This window comes from Lysinibacillus fusiformis (assembly GCF_002845985.1).
Lineage (GTDB): Bacteria > Bacillota > Bacilli > Bacillales_A > Planococcaceae > Lysinibacillus > Lysinibacillus fusiformis_D.
Map to the genome: position 1 here is coordinate 556401 of NZ_PDFK01000002.1, position 13813 is coordinate 570213.

At 36.5% G+C, this 13813-nt stretch carries 10 protein-coding genes; 3 read left to right on the top strand and 7 right to left on the bottom strand.

Annotation, left to right across the window (positions count from 1 at the left end; all coding sequences use genetic code 11):
• The first annotated feature begins 7 nt into the window (after positions 1 to 7).
• Positions 8 to 229, top strand: a complete 222-nt coding sequence (locus CRI88_RS08670; protein ID WP_036118795.1) for a DeoR family transcriptional regulator — start codon at positions 8 to 10, stop codon at positions 227 to 229.
• Positions 230 to 501: 272 nt separating this feature from the next.
• Positions 502 to 1671 carry an MDR family MFS transporter gene (locus CRI88_RS08675; RefSeq protein ID WP_082673772.1) on the top strand — a complete coding sequence of 390 codons (1170 nt, stop codon included), beginning with the start codon at positions 502 to 504 and terminating at the stop codon, positions 1669 to 1671.
• 47 nt (positions 1672 to 1718) lie between these two features.
• On the opposite strand, the gene CRI88_RS08680 is transcribed toward CRI88_RS08675, so the two are convergent.
• From CRI88_RS08680 to asnB, 4 genes are all read right to left on the bottom strand, one after another.
• Positions 1719 to 3143: a GGDEF domain-containing protein gene (locus CRI88_RS08680; protein WP_231745132.1), complete on the bottom strand. Its 1425-nt coding sequence runs from the start codon at positions 3141 to 3143 to the stop codon at positions 1719 to 1721.
• 251 nt (positions 3144 to 3394) lie between these two features.
• Complete coding sequence (locus CRI88_RS08685; protein ID WP_036118789.1) at positions 3395 to 4108, bottom strand: pseudouridine synthase; 714 nt, start codon at positions 4106 to 4108, stop codon at positions 3395 to 3397.
• A gap of 10 nt (positions 4109 to 4118) precedes the next feature.
• Positions 4119 to 5732 carry a putative polysaccharide biosynthesis protein gene (locus CRI88_RS08690; protein ID WP_080717031.1) on the bottom strand — a complete coding sequence of 538 codons (1614 nt, stop codon included), beginning with the start codon at positions 5730 to 5732 and terminating at the stop codon, positions 4119 to 4121.
• Between the two features lie 271 nt (positions 5733 to 6003).
• Positions 6004 to 7854, bottom strand: a complete 1851-nt coding sequence (gene asnB / locus CRI88_RS08695) for an asparagine synthase (glutamine-hydrolyzing) (protein WP_036118787.1) — start codon at positions 7852 to 7854, stop codon at positions 6004 to 6006.
• Between the two features lie 287 nt (positions 7855 to 8141).
• Here asnB and CRI88_RS08700 point away from each other — a divergent pair, with 287 nt between their 5' ends.
• Positions 8142 to 9392: a BaiN/RdsA family NAD(P)/FAD-dependent oxidoreductase gene (locus CRI88_RS08700; RefSeq protein WP_036118785.1), complete on the top strand. Its 1251-nt coding sequence runs from the start codon at positions 8142 to 8144 to the stop codon at positions 9390 to 9392.
• A gap of 469 nt (positions 9393 to 9861) precedes the next feature.
• Here CRI88_RS08700 and CRI88_RS08705 read toward each other — a convergent pair whose 3' ends face one another.
• The 3 genes from CRI88_RS08705 to CRI88_RS08715 all read right to left on the bottom strand — a co-directional run bounded on the left by CRI88_RS08705 (position 9862) and on the right by CRI88_RS08715 (position 13772).
• Positions 9862 to 10554: an AIM24 family protein gene (locus CRI88_RS08705; RefSeq protein WP_036118779.1), complete on the bottom strand. Its 693-nt coding sequence runs from the start codon at positions 10552 to 10554 to the stop codon at positions 9862 to 9864.
• Positions 10555 to 10830: 276 nt separating this feature from the next.
• Positions 10831 to 12099 carry an L-lactate MFS transporter gene (locus tag CRI88_RS08710; RefSeq protein ID WP_036118777.1) on the bottom strand — a complete coding sequence of 423 codons (1269 nt, stop codon included), beginning with the start codon at positions 12097 to 12099 and terminating at the stop codon, positions 10831 to 10833.
• Between the two features lie 767 nt (positions 12100 to 12866).
• Positions 12867 to 13772, bottom strand: a complete 906-nt coding sequence (locus CRI88_RS08715; protein WP_058845057.1) for a DMT family transporter — start codon at positions 13770 to 13772, stop codon at positions 12867 to 12869.
• Positions 13773 to 13813 lie beyond the last annotated feature (41 nt).

The following is a 13813-nucleotide window of genomic DNA, read 5'->3' on the forward strand; positions in this document are numbered from 1 at the left end:
TCATTTAATGAAACCAACTACTGATCGAATGCTTAATCGTATTAAAGACGTGTACATGTTTATTTTAGACAAAGGAACCGTGTCTACACAGGATTTAGTCGAAGAGTTTAGTATCACTCCTCGCACCGTTCAAAGAGATTTGAACGTGTTAGCCTTTAACGATTTGGTAATGAGTCCAAGTCGAGGCAAATGGACAACGACGAAGAAAAAAGTAAAAATGACGTCTTAGTTTTACGTTTTGTACGTAAAGCATTGTGTATGGAAAAAGAATGACCTTTCGTCGGGGTCATTCTTTTTTGTCGTTATAAGCGTATTAGATTTTTTTATGGCTTATTGGAAGGGCCAGTCATTTCACTATTGTGCATTCAAAACATACCCTTTATGCTCCATACTTACAGAAAAATTTCCCTATGTGCTCCTTCAAGATTATTTTGACTATTTACAGTTGCTTAACAATCCGTTAAACTCGAAACATTCTAAATGTTGAGAGGAGGATTTTATTTGAAATTGTCAACGTACTTTCATCCATTAGTTTGGATTATCTTAGGCGGAACAATATTTACACGTATTGCAAGCTTTATGGCAATGCCTTTTTTAGCTATTTATCTACATAATGAAATTCAAGCCTCCCCTTTACAAATTGGGTTGACGATTGGAATTGCGCCACTTATTTCCACTATTGGTGGATTTTTTGGTGGTTATCTAACAGATCGCTTTGGTCGAAAAAGTGTTATTTTACTAACGATTATTGTTTGGAGCCTTGTATTTTTCGGCTTTGCAACTGTTCATACCGTATGGCTCTTTGTCCTATTCAATGCCTTGAATGGTCTTTGTCGTTCATTTTTTGAACCTTCCACACAGGCATTAATGATTGATTTTACACCTGCTGATAAACGAAAAAGACTATTTTCGTTACGTTATACAGCCATTAATATTGCAGCGGTCATCGGCCCTATTATCGGTGTGTACATCTCACAGCTATCAAGTCCAAGTATCCCCTTTATGCTGACAGGTATTATGTATATCATTTATGCTGTATTTTTATTTTTCGTGTTAAACCGTTATCAAATGCAACAACCTAAAGCTGTCACTCAAACAAAAATACTAAGTACATTCACAATTTTATTAACAAATCGTGTACTACTTAGCTTTATTTTAGGTGCCATCCTAATCAATATAGGATACTCTCAATTTGATTCTACATTACCACAAATCATTGAATTAAAAATCGAGGAAGGTGCGAAACTTTATTCGCTATTAATCTCTCTCAATGCAGCGGTTGTCTTATTATTACAATTACCAATAAGCATTGTATCAGAGCGGTTCTCATCGTCCGCAACATTATTGGTAGGTATACTGTTCTTTGCAATTGGTCTATTTTTGTTCGGATTTTCCAATAATTATACGCTCTATATCATCGCCATGATTATTTTTACAATAGGTGAGATTTTTGCCTTTCCAACAATGAATGTTATGATTGATGAAATTGCACCAGATACACAAAAAGCAACTTATTTGGGCGCTGCGCAATTTAAAAATTTAGGCGGCTTTATTGGACCCATAATAGGTGGTTGGTTATTGACTCATTATATGAATGCTATGTTTGCTGTCATCGCCATTCTTGTATTATGTAGTTGTTTCTTTTATAAATCCAAAACGACAACGCATTAAAAAACGCTCCATTGCTATCATTGGTTAATGATAGAATGGAGCGTTTTTTAAATACTATAATCTTCGTCAGCAGCGACCTCAGCATAACTAGAATATTGATCTTTACCTGCATTTTTAGATTGATATAGTGCCTTATCCGCCCGTTCAAATAAGCTCATTTCTGTCTCTTCAGCATGATGATAAATGGCGCCACCCATGCTGACAGATAATACGGACCATTTTTCACTAGCATATCCCTCATATTTTACGGTTCTGATTTGAGTCAAAATGGCCTCTGCAATTTGTTCCATCTGTTGTTCTGTCGTATCGTACAAGACAATAGCAAATTCATCTCCACCGAATCTCACGACAAAGCCATTGTTTTTCACTACATGCTTTAAAATCATGGCTGTTTCAATCAGGATACGATCCCCTTCCACATGCCCAAATTGATCATTTACTTGCTTAAAATTATCCAAGTCGATTAACAACAAACCCGGTACATTCATTTTTCGTTTTTTTAATAAATTGTCAAACTTCCGAATATAGGTAGCACGATTATAGACACCCGTTAACGGATCGAATGTGGCAAGATAGATTGTTTTAGATAAAATTTTATTGATGACTAATAGCATAATAAATGCTGTTAGCAAGGCAATGGATAGTAAAATCCAAAATTGTTTTGTATTTTTTTGGAGCGCTTCTATTTTAGTAAAATTGACAAATTTCACATAAACAAGCCTTTTTGAAGACTCCCCTCTCACTGTCTCTGCTTCATAAGGCAAAAAAAGATGCGTTTCTATATAACCATGATGTAATGCTTTTTGAAATTCAACTGGCTCCATTTTTTTCTTCGCTAGCTCAAAATATTGCTGAAATTGTTTGGATTGATCTCGCACGGTGATCTTCTTCAATCTAGAATCATCAAAAAAAACTCCACCGGCGTTAATGATTTGCACTTCTACTAAATCCTCGTATTTAGCAATTAAGGATTCTGCGGTTTTCTCAAAATTAAAGGTTTGAAAGACTGGATCATTCAGTAAGTCTATGCCTAACTCAAGCAGATATTTCTTATCATGCGTTGCCAAATAGCCGAACTTTCGGTATTCTCCTGTCGTTGTCGAAATATCTATTCCATCTGTATAAAACTCACCACTAGCACGCCGCTCATCCAATAATGCCGAAAAACGCTGACAGCAGCTCGAAAAATCCAAACCAATATCTTTCTCAAATGTCGTGTAAATCACCTTGTTGGATTGATCTACTATGTAAATATCCATACCATGCTTCTGTTTCTTCTGTTGCAAATCCCAAGTTTCAATAGCAGGATTTTTGCGATAATCGTTTTGTAATTTTCTAAGTTCCTGTTCCATATTATCTGACATATTTTTATCAAAATAAAAATGAGCATTATCGATCGTTTGCATATCTGTCAGAATATGATTTTCAATTAATACTTTATTCATGGCCACTTGCTTCTCGATATCTGCCACTAGTATTTATCTGTTGACATATGAAATGACAGCAACGAGTATGACTGCAAAAGCTATTAAAGATAGTAATAATTTTATACGCAGGTTCTTCATATATTTGTCCTCTACCTATTTTTACCATCATATTTTAAAAACTTTAGATAATGATAAGCTACATGAGTACATCACAGTAACTCATTCATATTATACCGTTACTGTCATCATACTGTATATAAAAAATCCCCGATGCTATAGTAGCACCGAGGATTGTGTTAATGATTGTTTTGTAAGCTGGCTAGCTCTTCTGCAGTTAGTTCACGATATTCACCTAATGCCAGCTTATCATCTAGGTGAAGATTCCCCATAGACAACCGCTTTAAATACGTTACACGTTTACCCACAGCCTCAAACATTCGTTTCACCTGATGAAATTTGCCTTCCTGAATTGTCAGCTCTATTTCTGATTGCTGTGCAGATTGTAGAATCACAAGCTTTCCAGGCTTTGTAACGTAGCCATCATCTAATTCCACGCCATGCGCAAATTTCTCGACATCTTCTTCCGTCACAACGCCCTCAATCTGTGCAAAATAAACCTTTGGCACATGTTTTTTCGGAGACAATAAATTATGGGCCAGCAAACCGTCATTGGTTAATAACAGTAACCCTTCTGTATCTTTGTCCAGCCGTCCAACTGGGAAAGGTTGAAAATGCTGATGCAATGGCTCTAATAATTCAATCACCGTTTCGTCTCTTAAATCTTCTGTTGCAGAAATAACATCAGGTGGCTTATTCATCATAAAATAGACAAACTCTGTATAAACAACGCGCTCTCCAAACACTGATACAATCTGCTGTTCTGGGTCTACATGTAGCGCTGCGTCTTTAACATAAGCACCATCCACTGTGACAGCCTTTTGCTTTAATAGCTGCTTCACTTCTTTACGGGAACCATACCCCATATTCGCTAGTAATTTATCTAAACGCATAGTACCACTCCTATTTCATTCCCAGTTTGCTCATAATGCGCGTTAATCGTTCACCCAATAACTTTTGTGCCAAACCTAAGCGCAGTGATAAAAAGCCGTAAACAGCCACACCAACACCCGCACAAATAATAGAGAATAGTAATGCTGAGAATTTACTATCTACTGGGCCCATAAGCAATTCCAATAATTTATGCACAACGAGCACGCTAATTGCCATTGCCATTGTCAATAAAGCAATCAACATAACACGACGAACAACCATTTCTGATCGATAATTCAATGTTTTTCGTAGCACAAGGATATTGATAAGAATCGATACACTATAGCCAATTGCAGTTGCCACAATGGCACCATCTGCCTCCAGCCAACGAATGAATGGAATATTTAACGCTAGCTTAACGAATATCCCTGATAATAAGCTGAAGACAATCCACTTTTGAAAATCAATCCCTTGTAACAACGCTGCTGTTACTTGGAATAATGCAAATAAAATCGCAACTGGTGCATAATGCGCTAATATAGTAGCACCCATTTCACTTTCTGAATAAAGCATGAAGTAGATTTCATTAGCTAAAAGAGAAATACCTACTACAGCTGGCAATGTAATAAAAATTAAAATTTGATAGGTTTTATCCATCGCATGGCGTAGCGATAAATACTCACCCTGTGTGTAATATTTTGTAATCGTCGGTACTAATGCCATTGAAAAGCCTGTCGCTAGCATGACCGGAATGATGACAACCTTATGTGTCATAAAGTTTATCATCGATAAATAAGTATCTGTCACTTCTGCTAAACCAATGGAAGTCATCGCCCCATTAAATGTAAGCATGTCAACTAATTGGAATAACGGGTTGGCTACTCCAACAAACACCATTGGTATGGAATAGGTAATCACTTCTTTATAAATATTGGACATCGGTAGCTGTGTAGACGTCACACTTTGGCTACGTAATAAGTTGAATTCAGGCTGATATTTTTTCCAGTAGTAATAAAGAACACCTAATCCACCGATTGCCCCAATAAAGGCAGCAAACACAGCAAACGAAATCGCTGTCTCTGGCTTCCCTTTGAACACCACAACGACTAAGAAAGAACCACCAAGTAACACAACAATTCGCACAATTTGTTCTACCAATTGAGAAACTGCCGTAGGCTCCATTTTGTCATAGCCTTGGAAGAAGCCGCGCCATAGACTCATAAATGGTACGACGATTAAGGCAAAGCTGACCCAGCGAATCACCGAAGCAATTTGTTCAACCGTAAAGACTTGTTCCTCACTTTTAATAACTAGCCCTGCTATCGGCGTTGCAAGCAGGAAGAGTGCGATAAATGCCCCGAAGCCTGTTACCATCATAATGAGTATGCCCGATTTCATCAGCTTGCGACCTGATTGATAGTCTCCCATTGCATTATACTTGGAGACAAATTTAGAGACGGCTATTGGCGCACCTGAAATAGCTATTGCCAACATAATAGAATAGGGAATATATGCATACTGATAAAGCGCAATGTTCTTTTCGCCAACAATTGCATAAAACGGAAAAATATAAATTAATCCGAGTACCTTCGATAAAAACATCCCCAGTGTTAATATCGCAGTACCTTTCATTAAATTGGACATCATACCCATCCATTCATTGTAAAATCAATATTAATATCGTAACACTTCAAGGATACTTATAAAACATTTTCGTTTCTGTTATTTCAAAGAAACCAACATGCAAGCGCTATCACCTTGTGAATAGCATAAGTAAACCAACTGTAATCTTAACATATTTATAGGAAATGAGACGCATAAATACACCAAAAAGTTCATTCAAAAATACCTGATGAAAAAAGACCTTAAAATAATCGGTGAGGAATGGAACATCCCCACCGATTAACCGTATTTCTTATACCATGTCCACAAAGAACTTTTTATACCACACTAGGAATACATAAACCGTCCAAATATATCGACCGCGATTTGCTTTCCCTTCATAGTGCTCATCTAGATAGCCCACTAATTGTTTTGTATCAAAGAATTCATTCGCAAAGTCCGTTGTAAACATTTCTTTGACCATGCTGTAATACTTTTCTTCACGTAACCAGTGACGAATTGGCACTGGGAAACCAAGTTTTGGCCGTTTCGCCCATTCCTCTGGTAATTCTTGATGTGCCGCTTGACGTAAAACATATTTTGTATCAATGTCGTTGACACGATATCTAGATGGAATATTTTTCGCTAATTCCATAACTTCTTTATCTAAAAATGGTACACGTAATTCAATTGAATGAGCCATACTCATTTTATCTGCTTTTAATAAAATGTCACCAGGCATCCAAAGGTTTAGATCCAGGTATTGCATTTTTGTCACATCGTCATCACCAGGCACTTCATCATAAATACGTTTTGTAATCGATTTTACAGATGGCGCATTTTTATAAGCTGGTTTTAAAACATTAATGGCATCTACTTCATCCCACACGACTGCTTCTCCAATAAAACGCTCTTCTACCGTTTGAGCACCTTTAATAAGGAAGTTCGTATATTGATTTTTCGGTAGGGCTTCTGCCATTCCTCGTAATGTTTTACGAAGACCTAATGGTAGTTTTTCGTATTTTTGCATTTTCCCTGAGTTTTGATACCAAGCATAGCCACCAAAAATTTCATCTGCGCCTTCACCTGATAGCACAACTGTTACATCTTTTGATGCAAGCTCTGAAAGGAAGTAAAGTGGCACTGAAGATGGATTGGACTGTGGCTCATCCATATGCCATTGAATTTTAGGAAGAGCTTCAAAGCACTCATCCGCTGTAATATATCTACGTTCATTTTGAATATTCAACGTATCTGATAAATCTTTTGCAAGATTTGTCTCATTGAACATATCTTCATAGTCAGCAAATCCTACTGAGAAGGATTTATCTGGGCGTAATAAAGAAGTAATATAACTAGAGTCAATACCACCAGATAAGAATGAACCAACTTTTACATCACTAATTTTATGAGCTTCTACAGACTCTTTAACCGTTGACTGAATTTCTTCGATATATTTTTCAATCGGTGCGTCTTTTGCATGGAATTTTTTATCCCAATATTGCACAATTTGCTTTTGTCCATTTTGAATCAGCATATAGTGTGCAGGTGGTAATTTAAAGACACCTTTAAAGAAGGTTTCATCCATTGAAGAATATTGGAATGTTAAGTATGGGCGTATCGCCTGTTTATTTAATTCTTTAATAAATGAAGGATGTGGTAAAAACGATTTTATTTCAGAACCGAAAATAAATGTACCATCTGTTGTATGCTCAGAATAGTACAATGGTTTAATACCAAAACCATCACGTGCAATAAATTGTAAATCATTCTTTTTATCCCAAATACAGAAGGCAAACATCCCACGTAGTTTTTTCACAAAATCTACGCCATATTCTACATAGCCATAAATAATGACTTCACTATCTGACTGTGTTTTAAACGTATGACCTTTTTCAATAAGATCTGCACGTAACTCTTGGAAGTTGAAAATTTCCCCATTAAATACAAGCACAATATTGCCGTCTTCACTATATAATGGTTGATTTGCTACTTCTGATAAGTCAATAATACTTAATCGACGGAAACCTAACGTTACTTTATCGTCACTATGAATACCGCCGCTATCTGGTCCGCGGTGAATAATTGTATTCATCATATTTTCTATTGTTTGATGATGATCAATCACATTTGTTCCATTAATATAACCAATAAATCCGCACATTCTATTTTTCACCTCATAATTTAGTGCATAACCTTTACCATAATAGCATGAAAAGACGTTCATTTCATGCTGACAATGCTAATAAAGGAAAACTTTCATCGAAACAATTGTATAACAAAGATTCATGTGTTTCATTCTACTATAAACACTCTTCATCACGAAAGATGAGATAAGGAATTATAAAACACTTTTCTATTATTTTCAATGTCCAAGAAAACCCCTCTCTATATAGACTTCATGTATAATAGGAAAGATTCCTAATTTGAACAGAAAGTGAGTTTCTAACTATGTATGATGTAATCGTGATCGGTGGTGGCCCATCTGGTTTAATGGCGGCGATTGCTGCCGGAGAGCGTAAAAAGAAAGTGTTATTGTTAGAAAAAGGCGCAAAACTTGGCAAGAAATTAGCCATCTCTGGCGGTGGACGTTGTAATGTTACTAATCGTTTACCTGTCGAAGAAATAGTTAAGCATATACCTGGCAATGGTCGTTTTCTTTATAGTCCATTTACAGTTTATAATAACGAAGATATTATCGCATTTTTTGAAGGGCTTGGTGTCGCCCTAAAAGAAGAGGACCACGGCAGAATGTTCCCTGTATCCAATCGGGCACAAGATGTAGTTGATACACTAATTCGTCAGCTTCAACGACTACATATTGAAGTTCGTTTACACACAGCCGTCAGTAAGCTTCTGATGGACGAAAATAAAATTTTGGGTGTACGTCTTGCGGATGGCTCCGAAGTCCGTAGTCAAGCAGTCATTGTAGCAGTTGGTGGCAAGGCGGTCCCACAAACCGGTTCAACAGGTGATGGCTATCCTTGGGCAGAGCGTGCTGGTCATACAATCACGACGCTCTTCCCAACAGAGGTGCCTGTTCTATCAAAAGAGGACTTTATCCAAGCGCGTGAGCTTCAAGGTCTAGCATTGCGTGATGTCGCTGTCTCTGTGCTCAACAAAAAAGGCAAGACACTTGTCACACATCAAATGGATATGCTCTTTACCCATTTTGGCTTGAGTGGTCCCGCTGTTTTACGCTGTAGTCAGTTCGTTGTGAAAGAATTAATGAAAACAGGCTATGAACCAGTGACAATACGTATTCAGACACTGCCTCATTATAATGAAGAAACATGTCTGCAATATTTAAATAAACTAATCAAGGAAGATCCAAAAAAGGCTGTGAAAAATGTCTGGAAAGGCATTGCACCAGAACGGTGGCTCTTATTCTTATGTGAGCGAGCAAATATCGATGTCCAATCAACAGGTGCTGAGTTATCCCAAGAGAAAATTCGTCAATTAGCACATTTATTAGTCAATTTCACATTAAAAGTGAGCGGCACACAGTCACTTGACAAAGCGTTTGTTACGGGCGGTGGTGTCTCTGTAAAAGAAATCGAGCCAAAAACAATGGCATCAAAGAAAAAAGAAGGTTTATTCTTCTGCGGAGAAATTCTTGATATTCATGGCTATACAGGGGGCTATAATATTACCTCTGCGCTCGTAACGGGACGTATTGCAGGAATGCATGCTGCATTATAATAGAAGAGAAAGACCTTTTGGCAAGGCAAGGGGTTGATTTCCGTTCAAGGGGCGTCCGATAAGCCGCCTCCACCATGTTTCTTTATCTTTCATTTAGCTGTTGCAATCGAATAGCCCTTTATTTGTATAATGAGAGAAAGAACAGGCTCTTATTTTCAATGTGGAGAAGTGTTTAGTTACAACACGCTTTCATAAATGCTTAGTGAACACCTTCACTTTATTTAAAAACCTTTGCTAAAAAGTTAAATATTTGTGGGTTGAGGTGGCAGGCTACTTGACTCCCATGGGATAGCGAGACAGTTGAAACCCTACACCGAGCGGTAGCGGAGGAAGCAGCTCGGTGCTCGCCTACAGGAAAGCAAATAGCCAGCAACGGAAATCCATTTTCATCTTTCACAAAAATGCTATTGATTGCTTTGTTTTTCAACACTATGAAAAAGCGTGTCCAAGAAAAACGGACACGCTCTTTTTAGCTTTCACTAGACATATAAACTTCTTCAAACGGCTGGATAATGACAAAGCCTTCACCTGAAAATGCCATTTGAATGGATTCGCCACTGCCACGACCGATAAATGTACGGAAGCTGATATCTGTTTTAAACTCAGGTGTTAAATTTCCTGACCATGCAACGGTAGCATGTGGATCAGTATAAACTGTTTCACCTGGTTTCACTAATAATGTCAATGGTTCAAAATGTGTTGTAATGGCCACTTTCCCTGTTCCTTGTAGTGTCACATTGAATAAACCACCTGACATGATGCCAGCCATTTTACGCATTAAGCGTATATCCCATTCAATACTAGGCTCAAAGGCAAGTAAATCATTTCCGTTTACACAAATACTATCATTTTTTAAATCAAAAACCGTTACTTTCTTTCCTTGGTCTGCTAAATAAAGTCTTCCCTTTCCACTTGCTTTCATCAATTGCGTGCCTTCACCTGTTAAAGCCTTCTTAAACATCTTACCAAGACCATGCTCCAGCACACGCTCACGTTCAAATTTAATATCACCCGTATAGGAAATCATTGCACCCATTTTTGACCATACTTCACCGTTTAGATTCACTTCTAATACTCGTTCAGTTTCCAATTCAAAATAATCATTCTCATTGTCATCTTGCTGTGTTTTATGAACAAATTCATCTAAAGAAAATTTCCCCAAGATTCATCCCTCCTAATTACCTTATATACGTTTACTGTTGAGAAAAGATTCAAATTTTAGCGGATTGTCCCTGATTGTGCATTTCGTTACAAAATTTCTCTTTTAATAATAAAATCACTTCATTTCCAGTCATGTTATTGACATCAAATATATACTGTTATACATTAAATGAAGAAACGTTAATTGTTATATAACAATCGCTGCAAAAAAATAACTATATAAGTGCCATATGCGAAATGACACTTATATAGTTCCTGTCTCAATTGAAAGTTCATTTTATTGAGTAGCGGAGACATCTCCAACATTTTGTGCTGCTTTTAAAGCAGTTTGTTTACGTACATCTGCACGTAGTGTTAACGAAATAATTAATGAAGCTGCGATTAACCCAGCAAATACATAGAACACAGGAATATAGCTTCCGTAAGCATTTTTAATTGTACTTACTAACAACGGTCCGAAAATACCACCTAATGACCAAGTTGTTAATAAATAGCCATGAATAACGCCAAGTTGCTTTGTACCAAATAGATCACTAGCAAATGCAGGTAAATTCGAGAATCCACCACCGTAGCAACTAACAACTAAGAAAATAAGTGCTTGGAAAATAATTACGTTTGTTGTATGTGGTAGGACAATAAATGTAATTAATTGTGCTGTAAAGAAAATAACAAAAACGTTTGAACGACCAATATAATCAGACACAGCGGCCCAAATTAAACGACCACCACCATTAAATAGCCCCATTATTCCTACCATTGCAGCAGCACCAGCAACTGATAGACCAACAATCTCCTGTGCCATCGGAGAGGCAACAGATATCATCATAATCCCCGCAGTTACATTGACTAAATGCATGGACCATAGCATCCAGAAATGCTTTGTTTTGACAGCCTCACGCGCTGACATCACTGCTAAATCTTTCTTTACTACTTCTTTGCCTTTATCGGCAGCTGCCTTCATATTCGCTGGCATATAACCAGGCTTAGGCGGCGCTATATATGAAGCCCCTAAAATCATTAACGTGAAATAACTTGCCCCTAAAATAAAATACGTTGTAGAAATGCCAACTGCCTCCATTAAGTTGGCTGCGACTGGCGCTGTAATTAATGCACCAGATCCAAATCCAAGTACGGCCATACCTGTTGCTAGACCACGGCGATCTGGGAACCATTTTACAAGTGTTGATACAGGGGCTATATAACCAATCCCCATACCTAACCCACTAAGAACACCATATGTTAACCAGTACATGACAACAGAATCCATTGAAATCGCTACACCCGCACCAGCTTGTCCTGCTCCAAATAAGACAGCTGCTACCATCGCCGATTTACGTGGCCCCATTTTTTCTACTAAGCTACCAAATAATGCGGCAGAGAAACCTGCAAGCCCCATCATAATGGTAAAGGCAACCGTTACCTTTGTTTCACTCCATCCCATTTCTGTGACAATCGGTAGCTTATATACACTGTATGCATAGGCTCCACCGATTGAAAGGTGAATAGCGATTGCAGATAATGCAATTAACCATCTATTTTTATTCATAAATTCTCATTTCTCCCCTCTTTTGCTACCTGTGAAAATTCTATGAACGTCCATGTAAAACAATTTACCACTTAGAATTATTCAAATGCAAGATGTTTTTCTAAAAAATATTATTTCTCCAAAAAGTATTTTGTTTTTTTATCAATGATTTTTATCACATAAACCTTACAGTCTCTAAGTATAAATTCGTTTTTCCTACAAAAAACATGACAGCTTTTAGCTAATATTACTTTTCTACTCTATTATACTATGTATCATTAATTATATTAATATAATTATTTTTGTGCATAACTTCACATTCTGATGTTGTATACGTCTTATTTTACCAACAATATTTTTATGCTCATTTCTCTAAAAAGGAAGCAGATCAAATTAATGAATAATAGAAATTTTTAGAACAAAAGAGAATTTCACCATATAAATGTACGAAATTTTAATTTTTAGAAGTAGCAATAAAAATTAAAAATCAATTCTGTTTTTACTTAAACTTTCAAAAAAAAAATTTATTGACAATACAGAGTATGCATATTTTATAAATAGCTTTCAATCGCTCCCTATTTTTATTATTCAAATATACATTTTTATTTCAGGAAATTGAATATTAATGGCAACTAAACAAAATCAATTGCTTCTTAATAGAATACAAATAATCTGGAACAAGACGATTTTCGAAGTCATATTGTTTTTGTAAAAAAATAAAACAAGCGCTACAAAAAAACAGCATGTTAGAAGCTACCTCTAACATACTGTACAGAAAAATACATTTTTTAATTTGTTTTTCCTTTCATAAAAAGCATAACTTTTATTTCTTTATAATAAATACATAGCAAAATCCCTAGTAAAATCAGTAAGGAGCCATAAATTTGGACACTGGTAGGAAATTGCTTTAAAAAAATCGCACTCAACAGCATGGCAATAGCTGGCTCAAAATTCAATAACAGCGAAGCATTCGTCGAGCCTATTTCCTTCATTTTTTGATTCCACATTAAATTACTAACCCCATGAATAACGATTGCTGATAAAACTAGCAAAATCCAATAGGGGTATGTTACTTGCCAATTTGTTTGCGGCAATATAGTAAAAGAAAATGGTATAAGCATCAGTAAGCCAATTAGATTTGTATAAAAGGTGATGGACTGAGCTGACATTTTTAGACTAAGATGATTCACAATAATAAGAAATAAGGAAAAGCTTAGCATTGTAATTAAACTTAGCACCTCTCCCTTACCAATAGAAATGGTGATGAGGGCTCCTTTTGTAATGATGAGACCCACTCCTACAAATGAAATGATCGCACCTAGCCAAAATATGCCGTTCCGTGATTCATGATAAATCAATTTATTCAATAATGATGTGACAATCGGTGCACAGGCTAATATTAAAGCCGCAGTGATAGGAGAAGTATGCTGAAGGCTGGCATAAAAACTATAGTGATTAATGGAAACGCCCAGTATTCCTGCAATGACCAACAATAGTAAATTCTTGCGCGTAAATATTGTTCGGGTAATAGCTTTCCAACTAATACATCCCAAAAATAAAACAATGATAATTAGCCTAAAAATGGCGACTGTTATAGGAGCCCAGTGTTCAATTAAAATCGAGCCAATAATGAAGTTACTGGCCCAAAAAAATACACAGCTAAATAAAATCATATAGATAGTGAATTGCTTCATATTAATCGTACCTGCATGTAAAGAGACTTCTACATAAGTTC

Excerpts from the sequence above, each read along its gene's own strand:
- CRI88_RS08670 (WP_036118795.1), top strand. The coding sequence starts at position 8 with ATGAAACCAACTACTGATCGAATGCTTAATCGTATTAAAGACGTGTAC.
- CRI88_RS08685 (WP_036118789.1), bottom strand. The coding sequence starts at position 4,108 with ATGCGTTTAGATAAATTACTAGCGAATATGGGGTATGGTTCCCGTAAA.
- CRI88_RS08690 (WP_080717031.1), bottom strand. The coding sequence starts at position 5,732 with ATGTCCAATTTAATGAAAGGTACTGCGATATTAACACTGGGGATGTTT.
- asnB (WP_036118787.1), bottom strand. The coding sequence starts at position 7,854 with ATGTGCGGATTTATTGGTTATATTAATGGAACAAATGTGATTGATCAT.
- CRI88_RS08700 (WP_036118785.1), top strand. The coding sequence starts at position 8,142 with ATGTATGATGTAATCGTGATCGGTGGTGGCCCATCTGGTTTAATGGCG.
- CRI88_RS08710 (WP_036118777.1), bottom strand. The coding sequence starts at position 12,099 with ATGAATAAAAATAGATGGTTAATTGCATTATCTGCAATCGCTATTCAC.
- CRI88_RS08715 (WP_058845057.1), bottom strand. The coding sequence starts at position 13,772 with ATGAAGCAATTCACTATCTATATGATTTTATTTAGCTGTGTATTTTTT.